Below are 19,841 nucleotides of genomic sequence, written 5' to 3' on the forward strand. Positions count from 1 at the left end.
GGGTGTTTGATTTACAGCACGCCTTGGGCCAGCATGGCGTCGGCCACCTTCACGAAACCGGCGATGTTGGCGCCGTCGATGTAGCTGATCGAGCCGTCATCGCGCTTGCCGTACTTGACGCAGGCAGCATGGATGCCTTCCATGATCTGGAACAGGCGCTCGTCCACTTCGGTGGCAGGCCAGCCCAGACGCAGCGCGTTCTGGCTCATTTCCAGGCCCGAGGTGGCCACGCCACCGGCGTTCGATGCCTTGCCTGGTGCGTACAACACGCCAGCCTTCTCGAAAGCCTTGGCCGCTTCGATGGTGCAAGGCATGTTGGCGCCTTCGGCCACGCACAGCACGCCGTTCTTGATCAGCTCTTGCGCGTCGGCCAAGTGCAGCTCGTTCTGCGTTGCGCAGGGCAGGGCCACGTCGGCCTTGATGAACCAGGGCGTCTTGCCTTCAAAGTACTGCACGCCGGGCACTAGCTTGGCGTAGTCGGAGACGCGGCCGTAGTGCTTGTTCTTCACTTCCATCAGCTTGAGCAGCTTGTCGCCGTCAAAACCGGCGGGGTCGTAGACGGTGCCCGAGGAGTCGGAGGCCGACACCACCTTGGCGCCCAGCGCCATGGCCTTGTCGATGGCGAACTGCGCCACATTGCCCGAGCCCGAGACGGTCACGGTCAGGCCTTCGAAGCTCTTGCCGCGGGTCTTGAGCATTTCTTGCGCAAAGTACACGGTGCCAAAGCCGGTGGCTTCGGGGCGGATCAGCGAGCCGCCGAACGACAGGCCCTTGCCGGTGAACACGCAGTCAGCGCGGTTGGCCAGCTTTTTGTACATGCCGGCCATGAAGCCCACTTCGCGGCCACCCACGCCGATGTCGCCTGCGGGCACATCGGTGTCCGAGCCCACGTGGCGGAACAGTTCGGAGACAAAGGCTTGGCAAAAGCGCATGACTTCGGCTTCGCTCTTGCCCTTGGGGTCGAAATCGGAGCCGCCCTTGCCGCCGCCCATGGGCAGCGTGGTCAGTGCGTTCTTGAAGGTTTGTTCAAACGCCAGGAACTTGAGCACCGACAGGTTGACCGAGGGGTGGAAGCGCAGACCGCCCTTGTAAGGACCGATGGCCATGCTGTGCTGGATGCGGTAGCCGCGGTTGACCTGGACATGGCCCTTGTCGTCCACCCAGCTCACGCGGAAGGAGATCACGCGCTCGGGCTCGACCAGGCGCTCGAGCAGGCTGTGTTCGGCGTACTTGGGGTTTTTTTGGATGAAGGGCCACAGGCTCTCCATCACTTCGGTCACGGCTTGCAGAAATTCCGGCTGGCCGGGGTTGCGTTGCTCGACGTAGGCGAGAAATTGCTCCAGAGATTGGTGTTGCATGAAAGAACTTTCTGATACGGAAGGCCGGAATGCACGTATTCGGTGCTGCACATCAATGGTGCGCTCGTGCACCAAAAACCAACATTATGCCGAATCGGCATGCACTGATGCATAAAGTTGAGCTTGTCCTACGCAATGCGTATGACAAATGTGCGCAATTCTCGCGTCGGCTCTACGCCTTGCGCGCTTATTTACCTGCCAGATCACTGCAGTTGGCAGGTATATGGCACCAAAAAGGTGCTTGGGCAATACGAGCTGCTGCCGGGCGAGCAAGCTGCGTTGAAGGCACTGCATGCCCTTAAAACCCGGCTGCCAGCCCGGTTGTTGCGCGTGGTGGCCAGTACCAAGGCTGGTGAATGTGGTTATTGCGTAATCAACCATTGCCTAGGCAATGAATGCACTGATAATCGCGCTCCTGCCGGCCATCAGCGCCTGCCGCAACCGTCAGCTAGCACTGCAGAAAGAGAACCCTTATGCAAGACCCCAGCCGCCCTTTGGCCGAGCCAGGCAGCGATGCACTGGACAGCCGTTTGGACGCTTTGCCCGTGATCGAGCCGATCAAGGCTGCCAACTTTCCTTGCTGGCTCATGCGCATCATCTCGACCGTAGTCCGTGCCGAGGTAGACCGCCGCATGGAGCCGCTGGGCCTGACGCAGGCGCAGTGGATTCCCGTGCTGCGCCTGGGCAGTGGCGAGGCGCAGACCGCCGCCGATCTGGCGCGCAGCACCATGCAGACGCCGGGCGCCATGACGCGGCTGATCGACCGCCTGGTCGACAAAGGCATCATCGAGCGCGAACGCTCCAGCGACGACCGGCGCGTGGTGCATTTGCGCCTCACGGCCGAAGGCATGCAGGCGGCAGCGCAGGTGCCCGACATCGTCAAAAGCGTGAACCAAGCTGCGCTCAGCCCGCTCTCGCCCGAGGAGCTGGTGCAGTTCCAGGGCTATCTGCGCCGCATCTACCAAGCTTTGCCGCAAACCATGGGCCAGGCGCTGAACCTGCCCGACGGCGTGGGCGGCTGCGCCATGGCAGCGGACGAGCCCGAGCACTGAAACCAAGTTCCCAGCCCAAAAAGCACCCATCCATAACAAGGCCACAGGCCAACAGAAAGCTATTTTGATGAACTGCCTTTTCCCCGAACCCGGCAAGAACCGCCGACTGGCGCTGTCTGCGCTGGCGCTGGCCGCCGCTACGCTGATGGCGGGCTGTGCCGATATGAGCGGCATCCAGACCGAGGCGCAGCAGCGCACGCCGCAATCGCTGGGCCTGGCCGCCGATTCGGCTGCCGACCAGGCCGCCACGGTAGCGCCCGTGGATGCGCAGTGGTGGACAGCGCTGGGCGACGAGCGCCTGAACCAGCTCGTGGCTACCGCACTGGCCGACAGCCCGAACTTGAAAGTGGCGCAAGCGCGCATCCGCAAAGCCTGGGCGCAGGCGCAGATCAGCCAGGCGGCCGATGGCCCGCAGCTCAACGCGCAAGCCACGGCCAGCCGCAACCACGCGCCAGCCCACGGCATGATCCCGCCACCGATTGCCGGCCACAACTACAGCACCGCCGAGGCACGGCTCAACGGCAGTTGGTCGCTCGACCTGTTTGGCAAACACCGCGCTGCGCTGGAAGCCGCGGTTGGCGCCGCTCGCGCCGCACAGGCCGACAGCGATGCTGCCCGCGTGCTGCTGGCCAGCAATGTGGTGCAAGCCTATGTACAACTGGCCCGCTGGCAAGCGCAAGAGACGGTGGCCGAGCGCGCCATTGCCCAGCGCGAGCACACTTTGAAACTGGTGCTCGACCGCTACAACGCCGGTTTGGACACCACCTTGGAAGTGCGCCAAAGCGAAAGTGGCGTGCCCGAGGCGCGTGTGCAATTGGAGCAGGTACGCGAGCAAAAGCAGCTGGCGCAAAACGCACTGGCCGCGCTGGTGGGCCAGCCCGCGCAAGCGCAAGGCTTGCAAGCCGCGCCCATTGCCCAGCTCAAGCTGCCGCAGTACCCGCAACAAATCTCGGCCCACCTGCTGGGTCGGCGGGCCGATGTGGTGGCTGCACGCTGGCGTGTGGAAGCCGCGCAAAGCAGCATTGCCGAGGCCAAAGCCGAGTTCTACCCCGACATCAACCTGACGGCCTTTGTCGGCCTGTCCAGCGTGGGCTTGAACAACTTCGCCAAAACCAGCGCACGCGAATGGGGCGTAGGCCCGGCGCTGAGCTTGCCTATTTTTGATTCGGGCCGCTTGCGTGCCAACCTGCGTGGCATATCGGCCGATTACGACGCCGCAGTGGAAGGCTACAACCAGGCGGTGATCAACGCCGTGCACGATGTAGCCGACCAGATTGCCAGCACCCGCTCGGCCCATGCGCAACTGCCCGAGCAGCGCAAGGCCGAGGCGGCCGCGCAAAGCGCGCTCGACATTGCCAACCAGCGCTACGCCGCCGGCCTGGGCACTTTCCTGAGCGTGTTGTCGGCCGAAACCAGTGTGCTGGCGCAGCGCCGCCAGACGGTGGATATCGAGGCCCGCATTCTCTCCACCAACGCCGCCTTGGCCCAGGCCTTGGGCGGTGGTTACAGCGAGCCAGCGGCAGGCGCAGAGCAGCCCGCAAGCACTGGCTCATCCGCTCCCAAGTCGCCAGCCAAACAAGCCAAGCAAGCCGGCTGAACCCCGCGTGCACCCTCACAACACATAAGCATAGGCTGGGCCCAATAGCGCAAGCTCAAAGTCGCAGCCGCTAAAAAACAAGCAACGCAACACCATGTCCAACACCAACGCACCCGCTCCCCAACAACCCGCTGCTGCAGCGCCCGTCGCTGTGTCCGTGCCTCACAACCCGCGCAAACAATGGCTGCTGCGCCTGACCGGCCTCGTCGTGGTGCTGGGCGCCGCTTACGGCGTGTATGACTGGATGGTCAACAGCCACTACGAAGAAACCGACAATGCCTACGTGCAGGGCAACATCGTGCAGATCGCACCGCAGACGGCGGGCACGGTGCAGGCCATCATGGCCGACGACACCGACTACGTGCAGGAAGGCCAGATCCTGCTGCGCCTGGACCCGGCCGACGCCAAGCTGGCGTTTGACCAGGCCAAAGCCACCTTGGCGCAAGCCGTGCGTCAGGTGCGCACGCTGTATGTGAACAACGGTTCGTACACCGCGCAAATCGCGCAGCGCCAGGCCGAAGTGGCCAAGGCCAAAAACGATGTGCTGCGTGCGCAAAACGATTTGAAGCGCCGCCAGGCGCTCAGCGGCAATGGCGCAGTGTCGAAAGAAGAGCTGAGCCACGCGCAAAGCCAGGTTGATGCGGCGCAAGCGGCGCTGAACGCAGCTCAAGCCGCCGTCAACACGGCGCGTGAGCAACTGGCCAGCAACCAGTCGCTGACCGATGGCCTCAACATCCAGGAGCACCCGAACGTGCAAGCCGCCGCCGCCAAGGTGCGCGAGGCTTACCTGGCCATGCAGCGTACCGAGCTGGTGTCGCCCGTCTCCGGCGTGGTGGGCAAGCGCTCGGCGCAAGTGGGCCAGCGCGTGGCGCCAGGCAATGCCTTGATGACCGTGGTGCCAATGAAGCAGCTGTGGGTGGAGGCCAATTTCAAGGAAAACCAGTTGCGCAATCTGCGCATTGGCCAGCCCGCCAAAATGACGGCTGATCTGTATGGCAAAAAGGTCGAATTCAAAGGCCGCATCGAAGGTCTGGGCGTGGGCACCGGCGCAGCCTTCTCGCTGCTGCCAGCGCAAAACGCCACTGGCAACTGGATCAAGGTGGTGCAGCGCGTGCCTGTGCGCATTGCGCTCGATGCCGCGCAGCTGGACGAGCACCCGCTGCGCGTAGGTTTGTCGATGGTGGTGGATGTAGATATCCAGCAGCAAGACGGCAAGCTGCTGGCTGATGCCACGCGCAAAGAACCCGTGGTGCAAACCCAGGTGTACGAGCTGCAAGAGCAGGGTGCCGACGCCGTGGTGGCGCAGGTGATTGCCGACAACGCAGGCAAGCACCTGTGAGCGCGGTCCGCGCATACGCAAGGAGGCTGTGATGGCAACTGCTGCTCCTCAACTGCCGCACCCGCCGCTCGAAGGTTCGGCCCGCACCATTGGCACGATCGCGCTGTCGGCGGCTGTGTTCATGAACGTGCTCGACACCTCGATCGCCAACGTCTCGCTGCCTGCGATTGCGGGTGACCTGGGCGTCAGCGCCAACCAGGGCACCTGGGTGATCACCAGCTTTGCCGTGGCCAACGCCATCTCCGTGCCGCTGACCGGCTGGCTGTCGATGCGCTTTGGCCAGGTGCGCCTGTTCATCCTCAGCGTGCTGCTGTTTGTGATCTCGTCGTGGCTGTGCGGCCTGGCACCCAATATGAGCTCGCTCATCGCCTTCCGCGTGCTGCAAGGCTTTGTGGCCGGGCCGATGATTCCGCTGTCGCAATCGCTGCTGCTGGCAAGCTACCCGCGTGCCATGGCGGGTACGGCCATGGCTTTCTGGTCGATGACCACGCTGATCGCGCCGGTCATGGGGCCGCTCCTGGGCGGCTGGATCACCGACAACATGAGCTGGCCGTGGATCTTCTACATCAACGTGCCGGTCGGCGTGCTGGCGGTGTTTGCCACCTGGGCGATTTTTCGCCACCGCGATTCGCCACGCAAGGCGCTGCCGATTGATGCCATCGGTTTGGGCCTGCTGGTGGTCTGGGTTTCGGCCATGCAGATCATGCTGGACATCGGCAAAGAGCATGACTGGTTCCAATCGCCCATGGTGGTGGCTTGCGCGGTGATCGCTGTGGTGGGCCTGGCCTACTTCCTGATCTGGGAGCTGGGCGACAAGCACCCGGTGGTGGATTTGCGCCTGTTCAAAAACCGCAACTTCTGGGCCGGCACCTTGGCCATCTCGGTGGGCTACGGCTTGTTCTTTGGCAACGTGGTGCTGCTGCCGCTGTGGCTGCAGCAGTTCATGGGCTACACCGCCACCGACGCCGGCTTGGTGATGGCGCCCGTGGGCCTGCTGGCCATGGTGTTTTCGCCGGTGGTGGGCAAGACCATCCACAAGGTGGACCCGCGCCGCTATGCCACCGTGTCCTTCCTGGTGTTCGGCATCGTGATGTGGATGCGCTCGCACTTCAACACCCAGGTCGATCTGACGACCATCATGATCCCGACCATCGTCCAGGGCATCGCCATGGCGGGCTTCTTCATTCCGCTGATGACGATCACGCTGAGCGATATTCCGCCCGAGAAAATGCCCAGTGCATCGGGCCTGTCGAACTTTGTGCGTATCACGGCTGGTGCGGTGGGCACATCGATCTCGACCACGCTGTGGGAGCGGCGCGCCACCTTGCACCATGCTCAATTGGTGGAGCACATCTCGCTGGGCGACGGCCCCACCGCGCAAGTGGTGCAAGGCCTGCAAGCCAGCGGCCTGAGCCTGCAGCAGGCACTGGCCAAGGTCGATCAGATGGTCAACCAGCAAGCCTTCATGCTGGCCGCCAACGACATCTTCTGGGCCTCGTCGGTGCTGTTTTTGCTGCTGATCCCCCTGGTCTGGCTGGCCAAAGGTCCCAAAGGCCACGGCGGCGGCTCGGAAGCGGCCTCGGCTGCGCATTGAGGACAGGTTCCCGGAAAAGCAAAAAACGGAAGCTGATGAGGCTTCCGTTTTTATTTCTGCCAGCCGTTGCTGAAGGCGCTTTAACGCCCGCGCAAAAACAGCGCGTCCAGCTCTTTCATGGTCAGTTGGCGCCAGGTGGGGCGGCCGTGGTTGCATTGGTCGGAGCGCTCGGTGTGTTCCATGTCGCGCAGCAGGGCGTTCATCTCGTCGATGGTTAGCTGGCGGTTGGCGCGCACGGCGCCGTGGCAGGCCATGGTGCCCAGGATTTCGTTGCGGGCGCGCTGCACCACGGTGCTGGCGTCGTGCTGCGCCAACTCGGCCAGCACGCTGCGTGCCAGCTCTACCGGGTTGCCTTGGGCCAAGGTGGTAGGCGTGGCGCGCACGGCCAAGGTTTTGGGCGAGAAGGGCACGATCTCCAGGCCCAGCTGGGCCAGGGTTTCGGCGTTTTCTTCGGCGGTGGCCACTTCTTGCGGCGTGGCCGAGAAGGTGGCCGGAATCAGCAGTGGCTGGCTCGCAATGGCTGCGCCGTCGTTGATCTGGCTTTTGAGGCGCTCGTAGACGATGCGCTCGTGTGCGGCGTGCATGTCGACCACCACCATGCCTTGCGCGTTTTCGGCCAGGATGTAGACGCCGTGGATTTGTGCCACGGCGCGGCCCAGCGGCCAGGGGTTTTCAGGCGATTCAGGCGGCAGCGTGGGCACCAGTTGCGGGCCGGCGGGTTGAACCGACCAGGCGCGGGTGTCTTCTTGTACTTGCACACTGGCGCTGGCCGACGCTGGCGCGGGTGACCAAGGCTGGGCTGGCGTGGTGTTGATGCTGCCCAGCGGTACGCCCGGGCGGCTTGGCTGCCCCCAGAGCACGGCGGTTTGCGCCAAAGCCTGTGCACTATCGACGCGGGGCGCCGCTTCAAAATGCATGGCCGATTGCGCCTGGAAAGGGCGGGCCGGTGCGGGGCTGTTGTTGCTGAAAGCCGTTGTGCCATCAGCCGTGTTTTCTGCCGTGGGCGCATCTGCCAGTTGTTGGGCGCGCGGCGCGGCCAAAGCGTTTTCCACGCCATGCAATACGGCTTGGTGTACCTCGCGGCTGTCGCGGAAGCGCACTTCGATCTTGGTCGGGTGCACGTTCACGTCTACCCGCATCGGGTCGATGCTCACATACAGCGCATAGACGGGTTGGCGGTTGCCGTGCAGCACATCTTCATAAGCGGCCCGGGCTGCGTGGGTGAGCACTTTGTCGCGCACAAAGCGGCCGTTCACGTAGCAGAACTGCTGGTCGGCACGCGAGCGGGCCGCATTGGGCACACCGGCGCGGCCGCGCACCAGCACATGGCCGGCACGGTAGTGCACCAGCACGGATTGTTCGATGAAATCGTGCCCCAGCACATCGGCCAGGCGCTTGTCGAGCGCGGTTTGCAGCAGTTGCTCGCGGGCTTCGGTGTCGGGCGCGGCGTCGATATCGGCGGCGCTCAAGGTGGCGCGCCATTGCTCCATCAGCTTGCCTTCGTGCCAGATGGCGAAGCCGACGCTGGGGCGGGTGAGCGCATGGCGACGCACGGCTTCGATGCAGTGCGCCAGCTCGGTGGCGTCGGTTTTGAGAAACTTGCGCCGCGCCGGGGTGCTGAAGAACAGCTCCTTGACTTCCATCGTCGTGCCAGGGTTGCGGGCGGCGGGGCGCAGCTCGCCGCTGCGGGCGTCGAGCATGTAGGCGCTGTCTTGTTCGGGCGGGCGCGAGAGCACGGCCATCTCGGACACCGAGGCGATGGCGGCCAGCGCCTCACCGCGGAAGCCCATGGTGGCGACGGATTCCAGATCGTGCAGGTTGCGGATTTTGCTGGTGGCGTGGCGGCGCAGCGCAATTGGCAGCTCTTCGCGCGGAATGCCGCAGCCGTCGTCTTCCACCGCGATCAGGCGCACGCCGCCAGCCAGCAGGCGCACGGTGATGGTGCTGGCGCCTGCGTCGAGCGCGTTGTCGACCAGCTCGCGCACCACCGAAGCCGGGCGCTCCACCACTTCGCCCGCTGCAATCTGGCTGACCAGCTCGTCGGGCAGGTCCCGGATCTGGCGGCGCGGCTGCACGCTGGCGCCGCTGAGGGTGGTCGCGTCGGAGCTGTCAAAAGCCTGGTCGTTGGTTTCTACGGTCATGAAGGGATTTTAGGCAGTGCAGCGCAGCATTCAGAGTAAAGTGCGCGCTGTGTCGGGCCGCCCGCAGCGGGCTGCCGATGGCTATCAAACCACCAGCCCTGCGTTGCACGCAGCTGCTGGCGTTGCGTAAAGGGTTGTGTTTTGGAATTTTTCAGCTGGTTCGTCGATGCAGGCATGCATCTGATCGACTTCATTTTGCATGTCGACAAATACCTGGAAGCTTTTGTAACCACCTACGGCATGTGGGTGTATGCGCTGCTGTTTTTGATTGTGTTTGTCGAGACCGGCGTGGTGGTGATGCCTTTCCTGCCCGGCGATTCGCTGCTGTTCATTGTGGGAGCCATGTGCGGCGCCGGCCTGATGAGCTACCCGCTGGCCACCGCCATTTTGTTCGCCGCAGCCTTTTTGGGCGACCAGTGCAATTACCAGATCGGCCACCACTTGGGGCCCAAGGTGTTCCAGTGGGAGAACTCGCGCTGGTTCAACCGCAAGGCGTTTGACAAGGCCCATGCGTTTTACGAGCGCTACGGCGGCATCACCGTGATTCTGGCGCGCTTCATGCCATTCATCCGCACCTTTGCGCCTTTTGTGGCCGGTGTGGCGCACATGAACCGCGCCAAGTTTGTGGCCTTCAACTTGGTGGGTGCCGCCATCTGGGTGTTCGGTATTTGCACGGCCGGCTACTTCTTTGGCAACATGCCCTGGGTCAAGGCGAACCTGGAGAAGATCATTTGGGGCCTGATTCTGATCCCTGGCCTGTTGGCGATCTATGGCGCCTGGCGCGCCGGCAAGAACGAAGAGGCTGGCAAGGCTGCTTGAGTCTCGGTGACTTAAAGCACAAGGGGCGCATGTAGCGCCCCTTTTTTTGCACCTGGAATGGGTGATCAGGTGGTTTTAAGCGCGTTTCCAAAAACCCGTGATACGGCTGCGCAGGTTTTTGAGGCTTTGCTTCATGCTGCCCAGGAGCTGGCTGTCGTTGCTGGCTTCCTGGTCTTCGGCCACCTGGTGGCGGTGGGCCAACTCGGGCGATATGCGAAAGCGCCCGTGTTGCTTCATGGCAGCCGAGACGGCCAATTGCAGCACGCTCTTGCGCAGCGGCTTGGTGGCAAAGCGGAAGATCTGCGCCTTGTTGATGAGGCGGATCACCAGATCGGCGTCGCCCGAGCGGGTGAGCATGACGGTGTTGATCAGCGGGTAGTGGCGCTTGAGCAGGTGCAGGAAGCTGCCCATGTCCGCACTGCCGACGCGGGCCTCGGTGACGATCACGCCCACGTCGTGCTTGGACAGCAGCTGGATGGCCTCGTTCACCGATTCGGCCAGCAGGCAGGGCTGGTCTTCGCCAAGCACTTGCGCCATGGCGTGGAGATCGCTGCGCTGGTCGTCGATGATCAGCACATGCGGGCGCTCTGCGGCCTGGGCCATGAAGTCTTGTACTGCGGCGTCGCTTGGCAAGGCAGCGACCTGCGCGGCCTTGCCCGCTGCGACGGCCGAAGCGATGATCTCCTGGATTTCGGTGTGGTCCCAGGGTTTGTTGATGAAGCGGTAGACCTCGCCTTCGTTGACCGAGCCGACAATCGCGGCCAGGTCGGAGTAGCCCGTCAACAACAGGCGCATGGCGGCGGGCCGCAGCCTGCACACCTGGGTGAGAAATTCGATGCCCGTCATGCCGGGCATGCGCTGGTCGCTGACGACCACGTCCACGGGCGTGCGTTTCAGGATCGCCAGTCCCTCTGCGCCCGAGGTGGCGGTGTGCACCTCGTAGTGCTGGCGGAAGATCATGCGTAGTTGGTTGACTACGCGCTCCTCGTCGTCCACAAAAAGAATGCTCGGACGCGTATCCATGGTGAATTCCCTTTCTTGTCGGTTTTATGGGCTGCGACGCTCAGTCGGCAAACAATGCGTCTGCATTGCCCGCTGCGGCGTTGTCGGTGTCGGTGGTGGTTGCGTTCAAGGGCAGCAAAATGGTGAAGACCGTGCCGGTGTCCTTGACGGTGTCAACCAGAATGCGGCCGCCGTGCTCCTCAATGATCTTGAACGAGATCGACAGCCCCATGCCCGAGCCTTGGCCGATGGGTTTGGTGGTGTAGAACGGGTCAAAGATGCGGGGCAGCACATCGTCAGGGATGCCGTTGCCGTTGTCCTGGATTTCGATCTGCACCATGTCTCCCTCGGGCGCAATGCTGGTGCGCAAGGTGATGATGTTGGGCGTGTCGCGCTCGGGCATGGCCTGCGCGGCGTTGGTGATCAGGTTCAGGAAAACCTGGTTGACCTGCGAGGGCGAGCCCGAGATGTCTGGCACCTGGCCGTAGTCCTTGCGAATTTGGATGTGGTCCTTGAGCAGGTTGCGCGCCAGCAGCAGCGTGCTGTCGAGGCCCGCCTCGACCGAGAAGTCGGTGACGCGCTCGCGGTCCAGACGGCTGAAGTTCTTCAGGTTGAGCACAATCTCCGAGATCTGCTCGATGCCGTGCACGCCATCGTCGAGCAGGCTGTTCATCTCGCTCAGCACATGCTTGTCAGTGATGTCGCCGGACAGCTGCTCCAGCCGCTGGAAATGCTGGTTGAGCAGTTTCTGGTCGCGCTCGGGGGCACGCATGGCCAGCGCAAAGGCTTTGCTGTGCTGGCTCAGCTGGTCCAGCGGCACCAGCTGGTCGCGCACGATGCTGAAGGTGCTTTTTACATAGGCCAGCGGCGTGTTGATCTCGTGGGCAATGCCGGCCACCATCTGGCCGAGTGCGGACATTTTTTCGGACTGCACCAGCTGTACCTGCGATTCCTTGAGCTCCTGGTGGCTGCGCTCCAGCGCGGTGTTGGCCTGGGCCAGCGTGTCGTTGGTGTTGTTGAGCAACTGGTAGTTGCGGAACAGCTTCCAGCCCACAAAGGCCAGCAGCAGCAAGAGCAGCGTGGAGTAGATGGCCAGCGCGCGCTGGTACCACTGCAGCCCTTCCAGCAGCTTGTCGTTCTCTTGCGCGTGGGCGTCCGAGAGGTCGTCAATGGCTTTGGCTGTGGGCATGTTGCCCAGGGCTTCGAGCAGTTGCGCACCGCGGTCTTGCTGGCGCAGCATGGTGTTGACGTGGGCCACAAAGGTCTCGGCCAGCTCACGCAGATCATCGGTTTGGGCCAGATTCTGCAAAGCGTTGGCGTTTTCGCTCACCCGATCGCGCAGCGCGGAATCGGGTGTTTGGCCGTAGCTCATGGAGTTAGCGAGCAGGTGGTTGAGCAGCTCTTCGGCATGCTGCTTGTTGTTGGCAGACAGCGAGCTCTGGCGCAGCGCTTGCGCTAGATCGGTAGCCGCTACAGGCAGAAAGCGCGACGAGTTCTGCAAGATGGCGTTTTGCGATTTGAAGTGCTCGATGGCGGCAATCTTCTGCTCCATCAGCTTGCCAAAGCGCTCAATCAGCGGCTGCATACGCGAGACGCTGGCCTGTTTGCCAAGCCAGTACTCGGAGGTGGTTTCGTTCAATTGCTTTTCCAGCTGCGCGATCAAGGGCAGCGGGCTGGCCACCTGGTCGTAGTTGGAGCTCAGGCCGGTCTTGGCACGCAGCACGTCCACGTTCCACTCCGCGTCCACCTGCTTGAGGTTACGCAGCGTGCCGATGATTTCGTTGCTGGCATTGAGGTTGATGGCCCGCGTCTGCAGCACCAGAAAGACCAGCACCGCGATCAGCGCCAGTGCGGCCAGTGCATAAACCCAGCGCAGCGAGCGGCGCTGGGGTGTTGATTGGGTTGTCATAGGCTTGCTCTCTGTTGGGGCAGGTCAGGGCTCTTTGGCCAAACGGTCCAGGGGCTTGCCATCGAGCTCGCCGGTCAGGGTGTGCAAAAACTCGATGATGTATTTCTTGTCCTGCTCGGGCGCCGGGCGGCCGAGCTGGTAGCGGAACATCACGTCGACCGCGTCTTCCAGTGTCTTGGCCGAACCATCGTGGAAGTAGGGCGCTGTCAGCACCACGTTGCGCAGGCTCGGCACCTTGAAGGCGTGCTTGTCGTCCGGGTTCTTGGTGACGTTGTAGCGGCCCAGGTCGGCGTCGGTGGGATTGCCGCGCTTGCCAAAGTAATCGCCCATGACGCCAAAGGTCTGGAACATGTTGCCGCCCACGTTCACCCCCTGGTGGCAGGCCACGCAGCCATAAGATTTGAACAACTGGTAGCCGCGCAACTCGTCTTGCTTGAGGGCGGTTTTGTCGCCGCGCAAATAGCGGTCAAAGCGTGCATTGGGCGTGATCAGGGCGCGCTGGTAGCTGGCCAGTGCATCGGTCACGTTGGCCGCATTGAGCCCGGCTGCCGGATAAACCGCCTTGAACTCGCCAGTGAGCGCCGTGTCTTTGGACAGCTTGCCCAGCACCTGTGCCCAGGTGGTGCTCATTTCGTTGGGGTCGTGGATGGGGCCGCTCACCTGCTCTTCGAGCGAGGCGGCGCGCCCGTCCCAGAACTGGCGGAAGTTGTAGCGGCTGTTGAGCACGCTGGGCGCGTTGACCTTGCCCAGCCGGCCCTGGATGCCTTTGGACAGCGGCAGGTTGTCGCCACCGCCTTTTTTGACCTGGTGGCAGCTGGCGCAAGAAATGGTGTTGTCGCCCGACAAGCGGGTGTCATTGAACAGCTTGCGGCCCAGCTCCACTTTACGCGGCGGCTCTTGGCTGGTGGTGGGGATGGGCGTGATCGGCTCACTGGCCGGTGTTTGGGCGGAAGCCAGGCCCCAGACGGCGCTGACAGCCAGCAGGCTGAGGGCTCGGTAGTGCTTATAGATACGGGCTGGTTGTCTATCCATTTTTCCTGACTTTCCGGTGTGCCTTGTCGGCACCCCTGCATGACAAACGCAAGCGCAGCAGCAACGGCAGCGCTTGCGGGCGGAACAATGCAAAGCGGGGTTGTACGGCGGGAAAGCTGTACGTGGGCAAGCGTGCGTTTTCCTATGGCAGCAGGCACCTGGTGGGCTGCGCTACAGGCACTTGGGCTTTTTTCTCTTTGATTGTTTTTTTATTGCACTACGGATTGTTTGGTAGTGCTTGGCTTTTATGTACAGGCAGCAGCTGGTGGCGTTTGCTTGTATTTACTTGTTGCAGAGAGTGTAAGCAAGTACTTCAAAATCAACTTGAGATATATCAAAACAATTGAAGTTGACAATTGATTGAAGATTTATGTTTGTTTTTTGTTATTGATTGACATATGGAGAGGCGCTAAAGGCGGTAAGTGCCTAGGCGTTGTTTTGCCAGCCCGTTGCAGCGTGGTGGTGACGAAAAAAAGCCTGTTGTGCGTGGGCACAACAGGCGGCAGGGCGCTACGAGCGCTGGGCGTTTAGACCGTGCGGTTACGCGCCAGCGGTGGGTTTTTGGCGAAGTATTCCAAGATGCCTTGCATCATGGCGTCGGCGAGCTGGACTTGGTAGGCGCTGCTGCGCAGCTTGGCCTCTTCTTCGGGGTTGGAGATGAAGGCGGTCTCAACCAGCACGCTGGGAATATCGGGCGCCTTGAGCACGGCAAAACCGGCTTGCTCCACGCGCGGTTTGTGCAGGCGTGCAAAGCGCCCGAGCTTTTGCAGCACATGCGAGCCGAGCTTGAGGCTGTCGTTGATCTGCGCAGTGGTGCTCATGTCGAGCAGGGCGCGTTGCACATGCTGGTCTTTCTCGCCCACGCCGGCGACGTTCAGGCCGCCCACCAGATCGGATTCATTCTCTTTGTTGGCCAGCCAGCGCGCGGCCGAGCTGGTGGCGCCGCGTTCGCTGAGGGCAAACACGCTGGCGCCGTTGGCCGAGGGTTTGGTGAAAGCGTCGGCGTGGATGCTGATGAACAGATCGGCCTGCACGCGGCGGGCTTTTTCGACGCGGGTGCCGAGCGGCACGAAGAAATCGGCATCGCGCGTCATGAAGGCGCGCATGGGGTTGCCGCCGACCGACGAGTTGTTGATGCGCTCGCGCAGCAAATGGCCGATTTTGAGCACGATGTCTTTCTCGCGCGTGCCACTGGGGCCGGTGGCGCCAGGGTCTTCGCCGCCGTGACCGGGGTCGAGGGCGACGATGATCAGCCGGTCGGTGCGGGACGCCGGGCGGCTGCGGGCTGGCGCAGGCGCGGGAGCCGGTTCTGGAGGCGGTGGCGGCGCTGGCCGGGGCGGCGGCGGTGCCACTGGCGCAGGTGGCGGAGCCATGGCCACCACGGTGGGTGGGGGCGCTGCGGGGCGGCTGCCGCTCTTGGCAATCAAATCGCCCAGCGGATCGGCATCATGCGTGGCGGCTACCGTGGCAGGCGGCGGCGTGGTGACCACCGCGCCTGCACTGCCGGGCAAAGGTGGGTCGCCCGCAATGGCTGCTGCCACCGATGGTGCGATGGCCGGTGCCGCTGGCTTGGGCGCTGGCGCGGCCGCCAGGGCCGGGCCTTTGCCTTCGCTCATGCGCTCGGCAATCAGGCTCTCGAGCGGATCGACTGCTTTGGCCGGGTACAGATCGAGCACCAAGCGGTGCTGGTAAGGAGCTACCGGTTTGAGCGTGAACACCTGGGGTGAAGCCTCTTGCTTGAGGTCGATCACCAGACGCACGACCTTGGGCGAGTTCTGGCCAACGCGGATGCCGGCAATGTTCGGGTCGTCCGGGCGCACTTTGGCGACGAGTTCGCGCAGGGCCGGGTTCAGGTCGATACCTTCAATATCGACGGCCAGGCGCGGTGGCTCGGGCACAAAACGCTGTTCGGTTTTCAGCGGTACGTCCGATTCCAGGGTGACCCGCGTATAGTCTTTGGCCGGCCACAGGCGCACCGCCACAATGCTGGCGCCAAAGGCCAACTGGCTGCTGCCGAGCAGCAAGACCAGGCTGCCACCGCCGCGCAGCAGTTGGCGGCGCGACAGACCGGCCTGGCCATAGGCGGCCTGGCTGGCAGTACCTGCCAGCTCATGGTGGCGGGCGGCGGTGAGGAGAGAAGGGGCCGGGGCAAATTTTGGGGTGTCGCTCACGCTGAAAACCCTTGGACAATGGACGCGCCCGTGGCCGTGTGGGCCTGCAGGTGGACACGCCGTTGCGATTCATCAATCGCTTCAATACTGATAGCTACATCTGCAACAGGGGTTACGGCTGCAGCCTTCTCCGGCCATTCTGCCACTTTCAGACCGGGGCTCGCGAAAATATCCCGAAAGCCCGCGTCTTCCCATTCACGTGGATCATCGAAACGGTAGAAATCGAAATGCGAGATGGCGAACTGCGCGCCCTCGTGCGGCTCGACCACGGCGTAGGTCGGGCTTTTGATGCGGCCTTGCACGCCCAGCGCGCGCAGCAAATGGCGCACCAGCGTGGTTTTGCCAGCCCCCAGGTCGCCATGCAAGGTGAGGTAGGCATTGGCCAAGGCCGCCTGTGCGGCCAGGGTCTGGGCGAAGGCGGCGGTGTCGGCTTCGTCGTGCCAGACGCAGTCAAAGGAAGGAAAGTGGGGGCTCACGGTGGCGTTCTGGCTCATGCTGGCGATAAGATTTTTTACAATAGCGGCGCATGGAAGTGGCCAATCAACAACTATTACAGCAGATCAACGACTGGGCGCGCGAGCTGGGATTCTCCCAAATCGGCGTCGCAGGCGTGGATTTGTCGGCTGCAGAACCCGGATTGATGCAGTGGTTGCAAAAAGGTTTCCACGGCGAGATGCAATACATGGCCGCGCATGGCTTGAAGCGTGCCCGGCCCGCTGAGCTGGTGCCCGGCACGCTGAGCGTGATCACGGCGCGCATGGATTATCTGCCGCAGTCCACCCCGGACGGCTGGCAGCAGCTCGAATGGCAGCGCCATGCGCGCGTGGGCGAAGGCGTGGTCAGCGTCTATGCCCGGGGGCGCGATTACCACAAGGTCTTGCGCAACCGGCTGCAAAAGTTGGCCGAGCGCATTGATGCGGCTGTGGGTGCCTTGCAGCACCGGGCTTTCACCGATTCCGCGCCGGTGCTGGAGGCCGAGCTGGCCAGCCGCAGCGGCCAGGGCTGGCGCGGCAAGCACACGCTGGTGCTGAGCCGCGATGCGGGCTCGATGTTCTTTCTGGGCGAGATTTTTGTTGACATGGCTTTACCGCATTCCGAGCCGGTGAGTGCGCATTGCGGCCAGTGCACGGCTTGTATCGATGCCTGTCCGACGGCGGCGATCGTGTCGCCCCATGCGGTGGATGCACGGCGTTGCATCTCTTATTTGACGATTGAGTTGCCCGGCGCCATCCCCGAGGAGTTCCGCGCCGCCATCGGCAACCGCATTTATGGCTGCGATGATTGCCAGCTGGTCTGCCCCTGGAACAAATTTGCCCAGCGCGCCAGCCTGCCCGATTTTGATGCGCGCGGCGCGTTGCTCGACCAGCAGTTGCCGCACCTGTTTGCCTGGGATGAGGCCACTTTTTTGCGCATCACCGAAGGCAGCCCGATCCGCCGCATTGGCCACGAGCGCTGGCTGCGCAACGTAGCGGTGGCTTTGGGCAATGCCTGGCGTGAGACAGGTGATGTGCAGTTTGCGCAGGCTCTGGCAACGCGGGCTGACGACGCCAGCGCCGTGGTGCGCGAGCATGTGGCCTGGGCCTTGGCGCAGCGCGAGTTGGGCGCCGATATGCCCCGTGCTTAGCTGCGCAAGAAGCCCGTGCTTTTGAGCTCGCCCACCAGCAGCTCGGTAAAACGGGCATAGCCGGCGGCGTTGGCATGGACCTGGTCGGCGCGCATGGCGCTGTTGCCGAGCACTTCGCTCCAGGCATCAGCCAGCAGCGGCACTTTCTCGGCTTTGGCCAGGTCGGCGTAGATCGGGTGGTCTTTCAGGCGGCCAGTCAGCGCTGCGCCCAAGCTCATTTCAGGTACGGCGACCAGCAGCACCGGCACGCCTTGGCTTTTGCACAGCTGCAGCATGCGGGCGATCTCGGTCTGAGCGGCCTGGGCGCTGTTTCGGCGAAGCCAATCATTGCCACCGGCGCAGAGTACGACCAAGGCGGGGTGGTGCTCTTCCAGCAAAGCGGGCAGGCGTGCGGCAATCTGGCTGGACGTCTCGCCCGACACCCCCGCGTTCACCACCTTCCAGCCGCTGCGCTCGGCCAGCAGCGCGGGGAAAGAGGTTTCGGCACTGGCACCCACGCCTTGGGTGAGCGAATCGCCCAGCGCCAGCACCGTGGCTCCGGCTGGTATGGCACTGGCTGAAGCCGCTTTTTTGCCGCATGCGCCCAACAAAACGGCGCTGCTGGTAATGCCCAGCGCAGCGCCAAGGCGCAGCAGTTGGCGGCGGTGCTGATCGGGGAGGACTGATTGGAGGGGTATCGCTTGCATCAGCGCATGTTAAACAGCTCTTGGTGGAAGTGCTTTGCGGCCAGCCCATGGGCGCGCAGATCGCAGGCCAGGTGTTGGCCAAACGCCGCAGGCCCGCAAAACCAGACGCTGGCCTGCTGCCAGTCGGGCACGATTTGCCGCAGTTGCTCGCCGCTCAGCTTGCCTTGCTCTTCGCTGCGCCAGATGTGGAGCGTGACTTGGGCCGCACGGGCCAGCTCGCACAACAGCTCCCATGCTTCGGGCTCGTAGACGGCGGTGACGTTGAACAGATCAATCTGCTGCCGGGGCGCAGACTCTTGTTGCGCCAAATACTGCAAACGGCCGATAAAAGGCGTGATGCCGATGCCCGCACCTATCCAGATCTGGCGCGCTTGCGTATCGGCGAAGCTGAAGCAGCCGTATGGACCTTCTACGGTGACGGTGTCGCCCACCTTCAACAAATCGGGCAGGCAGCGGGTGTGGTCGCCCAAGGCTTTGGTCACAAAGCGCAGCTGCGGATGTTGTGCGTTCCAGGCCGAGGCGATGGTGTACGGGTGCGCGCCTTCGCCCCGGTCGGTGGTGACAAATGCAAACTGCCCCGGCTGGTGGCCGCGCCATTGGCTGCCCATCTTCACCAGAATCTCCAGCATGTGCAGCGACGGGAAAGGCCGCAGTGCGCAAATTTGCCCTTGCGCTTTGCGCTGTGCGCCCACCCGGCCCAGCAGTACCAAGATGGCCGACACCGTGCCTGCCACCAGCATCACCGCCAGTACCCAGCCGATGGGCTGCGACCAGTAGTTGTACTGCACGAGCACCACGCTGTGGAACACCAGCACCAGGTAGGCAGCGGCCAGGAGCAAATGCGTTTTGGCGAACCAGCGGTACGGAAAGCGCTGGACGAGCGCCAACACCATCAGCACCAGCGCGGCGTAAAAAGCCCATTCGCCCAGGCCCTCGGCCAAGCCGCGCAGAGGGCGCAGCAAGCCTTCGAGGCCGGTGAATGCATCGAGCGGTGGGCGCGGCTTGCGCGCCGGGCGTTCGAGCCAGCCCCAGCCCACCGCCCATTTGGTGCCCTTGGCCCAGGTCCAATGCACCAGACCAAACACCAGTGCAGCAATACCCAGCCACTTGTGCAAGCGGTACATCTTGTCGAGCCCGCGCAAGTGCGGCTCCAGCCAGGCCGGGCGCGTGGCCAGCACCATGGCCAACGACATGGCGCCCAGCACCAGCACGCCGCTGTACTGCACCCAGACGGTGCGCAAATCAAAATAACCATGTGGCGTGGGCCACCAGGTATCGGCGAGTCCCCACAGGGCACTGAGGCCCGCAAAAATGAGCGCGAAGGCCCAGGCGATTCTTTTCATTCAGCCATCCTCGGATTGGCCGGGGCCAGAGCGGCCGCGGCATTGCTAAGTGCGTGTTGACTATCTCTACGCGCCAAGTGCTGGACCGTGCGTGGGCCAGCGCTGCCCGCGATTGCAGCAGGCAGTAACTTCAAGCTAGCTTCTGAGTGGCTAAGCGAAGGTAAAGATGCACCT

15 protein-coding genes are annotated in these 19,841 nt (G+C 63.2%); 6 read left to right on the forward strand and 9 right to left on the reverse strand.

The window, feature by feature from the left end; translation table 11 throughout:
* Positions 1 to 11 precede the first annotated feature (11 nt).
* Positions 12 to 1,358 carry an NADP-specific glutamate dehydrogenase gene (gene gdhA, locus ACFIQF_RS13750; RefSeq protein WP_393943668.1) on the reverse strand — a complete coding sequence of 449 codons (1,347 nt, stop codon included), beginning with the start codon at positions 1,356 to 1,358 and terminating at the stop codon, positions 12 to 14.
* Positions 1,359 to 1,831: 473 nt separating this feature from the next.
* On the opposite strand from gdhA, the gene ACFIQF_RS13755 reads away from it, so the two are divergent.
* From ACFIQF_RS13755 to ACFIQF_RS13770, 4 genes are all read left to right on the forward strand, one after another.
* A complete protein-coding gene (locus tag ACFIQF_RS13755; protein ID WP_393943670.1) occupies positions 1,832 to 2,410 on the forward strand; it encodes a MarR family winged helix-turn-helix transcriptional regulator in 579 nt (192 codons plus the stop codon).
* Positions 2,411 to 2,477: 67 nt separating this feature from the next.
* Positions 2,478 to 4,007: an efflux transporter outer membrane subunit gene (locus ACFIQF_RS13760; RefSeq protein ID WP_393943672.1), complete on the forward strand. Its 1,530-nt coding sequence runs from the start codon at positions 2,478 to 2,480 to the stop codon at positions 4,005 to 4,007.
* 94 nt (positions 4,008 to 4,101) lie between these two features.
* Positions 4,102 to 5,346, forward strand: a complete 1,245-nt coding sequence (locus tag ACFIQF_RS13765) for an HlyD family secretion protein (RefSeq protein WP_393943674.1) — start codon at positions 4,102 to 4,104, stop codon at positions 5,344 to 5,346.
* Between the two features lie 31 nt (positions 5,347 to 5,377).
* On the forward strand, positions 5,378 to 6,940 hold the full coding sequence (locus ACFIQF_RS13770) for a DHA2 family efflux MFS transporter permease subunit (RefSeq protein WP_393943676.1): 1,563 nt from the start codon (positions 5,378 to 5,380) through the stop codon (positions 6,938 to 6,940).
* A gap of 80 nt (positions 6,941 to 7,020) precedes the next feature.
* Here ACFIQF_RS13770 and mutL read toward each other — a convergent pair whose 3' ends face one another.
* Positions 7,021 to 9,081: a DNA mismatch repair endonuclease MutL gene (gene mutL, locus ACFIQF_RS13775; RefSeq protein ID WP_393943678.1), complete on the reverse strand. Its 2,061-nt coding sequence runs from the start codon at positions 9,079 to 9,081 to the stop codon at positions 7,021 to 7,023.
* A gap of 174 nt (positions 9,082 to 9,255) precedes the next feature.
* On the opposite strand from mutL, the gene ACFIQF_RS13780 reads away from it, so the two are divergent.
* The gene (locus ACFIQF_RS13780) at positions 9,256 to 9,900 is read left to right on the forward strand and encodes a VTT domain-containing protein (protein WP_393943834.1); all 645 of its coding nucleotides are present in this window, start codon (positions 9,256 to 9,258) and stop codon (positions 9,898 to 9,900) included.
* 75 nt (positions 9,901 to 9,975) lie between these two features.
* On the opposite strand, the gene ACFIQF_RS13785 is transcribed toward ACFIQF_RS13780, so the two are convergent.
* The 5 genes from ACFIQF_RS13785 to tsaE all read right to left on the reverse strand — a co-directional run bounded on the left by ACFIQF_RS13785 (position 9,976) and on the right by tsaE (position 16,508).
* The gene (locus tag ACFIQF_RS13785; protein ID WP_393943680.1) at positions 9,976 to 10,923 is read right to left on the reverse strand and encodes a response regulator; all 948 of its coding nucleotides are present in this window, start codon (positions 10,921 to 10,923) and stop codon (positions 9,976 to 9,978) included.
* 40 nt (positions 10,924 to 10,963) lie between these two features.
* Positions 10,964 to 12,811, reverse strand: a complete 1,848-nt coding sequence (locus ACFIQF_RS13790; protein ID WP_393943682.1) for a DAHL domain-containing protein — start codon at positions 12,809 to 12,811, stop codon at positions 10,964 to 10,966.
* 24 nt (positions 12,812 to 12,835) lie between these two features.
* A complete protein-coding gene (locus ACFIQF_RS13795; RefSeq protein ID WP_393943684.1) occupies positions 12,836 to 13,843 on the reverse strand; it encodes a cytochrome-c peroxidase in 1,008 nt (335 codons plus the stop codon).
* Between the two features lie 527 nt (positions 13,844 to 14,370).
* A complete protein-coding gene (locus ACFIQF_RS13800) occupies positions 14,371 to 15,951 on the reverse strand; it encodes an N-acetylmuramoyl-L-alanine amidase (protein ID WP_393943836.1) in 1,581 nt (526 codons plus the stop codon).
* 59 nt (positions 15,952 to 16,010) lie between these two features.
* A complete protein-coding gene (gene tsaE, locus ACFIQF_RS13805) occupies positions 16,011 to 16,508 on the reverse strand; it encodes a tRNA (adenosine(37)-N6)-threonylcarbamoyltransferase complex ATPase subunit type 1 TsaE (protein WP_393943686.1) in 498 nt (165 codons plus the stop codon).
* Between the two features lie 32 nt (positions 16,509 to 16,540).
* On the opposite strand from tsaE, the gene queG reads away from it, so the two are divergent.
* Positions 16,541 to 17,638: a tRNA epoxyqueuosine(34) reductase QueG gene (queG, locus tag ACFIQF_RS13810; protein WP_393943688.1), complete on the forward strand. Its 1,098-nt coding sequence runs from the start codon at positions 16,541 to 16,543 to the stop codon at positions 17,636 to 17,638.
* Here queG and ACFIQF_RS13815 read toward each other — a convergent pair.
* Both ACFIQF_RS13815 and ACFIQF_RS13820 read right to left on the reverse strand, forming a co-directional pair.
* Positions 17,635 to 18,324, reverse strand: a complete 690-nt coding sequence (locus tag ACFIQF_RS13815; RefSeq protein ID WP_393943690.1) for a GDSL-type esterase/lipase family protein — start codon at positions 18,322 to 18,324, stop codon at positions 17,635 to 17,637. The two genes, queG and ACFIQF_RS13815, sit on opposite strands and share 4 nt — an antisense overlap.
* Positions 18,324 to 19,667, reverse strand: coding sequence for a ferredoxin reductase family protein (locus tag ACFIQF_RS13820; protein ID WP_393943692.1), 1,344 nt, complete (start codon positions 19,665 to 19,667; stop codon positions 18,324 to 18,326). The genes ACFIQF_RS13815 and ACFIQF_RS13820 overlap by 1 nt, the downstream gene beginning before the upstream one ends.
* Positions 19,668 to 19,841 lie beyond the last annotated feature (174 nt).

The organism is Comamonas trifloxystrobinivorans, assembly GCF_043359985.1.
Lineage (GTDB): Bacteria > Pseudomonadota > Gammaproteobacteria > Burkholderiales > Burkholderiaceae_C > Comamonas > Comamonas trifloxystrobinivorans.

Excerpts from the sequence above, each read along its gene's own strand:
- gdhA (WP_393943668.1), bottom strand. The coding sequence starts at position 1,358 with ATGCAACACCAATCTCTGGAGCAATTTCTCGCCTACGTCGAGCAACGC.
- ACFIQF_RS13755 (WP_393943670.1), top strand. The coding sequence starts at position 1,832 with ATGCAAGACCCCAGCCGCCCTTTGGCCGAGCCAGGCAGCGATGCACTG.
- ACFIQF_RS13760 (WP_393943672.1), top strand. The coding sequence starts at position 2,478 with ATGAACTGCCTTTTCCCCGAACCCGGCAAGAACCGCCGACTGGCGCTG.
- ACFIQF_RS13765 (WP_393943674.1), top strand. The coding sequence starts at position 4,102 with ATGTCCAACACCAACGCACCCGCTCCCCAACAACCCGCTGCTGCAGCG.
- ACFIQF_RS13770 (WP_393943676.1), top strand. The coding sequence starts at position 5,378 with ATGGCAACTGCTGCTCCTCAACTGCCGCACCCGCCGCTCGAAGGTTCG.
- mutL (WP_393943678.1), bottom strand. The coding sequence starts at position 9,081 with ATGACCGTAGAAACCAACGACCAGGCTTTTGACAGCTCCGACGCGACC.
- ACFIQF_RS13780 (WP_393943834.1), top strand. The coding sequence starts at position 9,256 with ATGCATCTGATCGACTTCATTTTGCATGTCGACAAATACCTGGAAGCT.
- ACFIQF_RS13785 (WP_393943680.1), bottom strand. The coding sequence starts at position 10,923 with ATGGATACGCGTCCGAGCATTCTTTTTGTGGACGACGAGGAGCGCGTA.
- ACFIQF_RS13790 (WP_393943682.1), bottom strand. The coding sequence starts at position 12,811 with ATGACAACCCAATCAACACCCCAGCGCCGCTCGCTGCGCTGGGTTTAT.
- ACFIQF_RS13795 (WP_393943684.1), bottom strand. The coding sequence starts at position 13,843 with ATGGATAGACAACCAGCCCGTATCTATAAGCACTACCGAGCCCTCAGC.
- tsaE (WP_393943686.1), bottom strand. The coding sequence starts at position 16,508 with ATGAGCCAGAACGCCACCGTGAGCCCCCACTTTCCTTCCTTTGACTGC.
- queG (WP_393943688.1), top strand. The coding sequence starts at position 16,541 with ATGGAAGTGGCCAATCAACAACTATTACAGCAGATCAACGACTGGGCG.
- ACFIQF_RS13815 (WP_393943690.1), bottom strand. The coding sequence starts at position 18,324 with ATGCAAGCGATACCCCTCCAATCAGTCCTCCCCGATCAGCACCGCCGC.
- ACFIQF_RS13820 (WP_393943692.1), bottom strand. The coding sequence starts at position 19,667 with ATGAAAAGAATCGCCTGGGCCTTCGCGCTCATTTTTGCGGGCCTCAGT.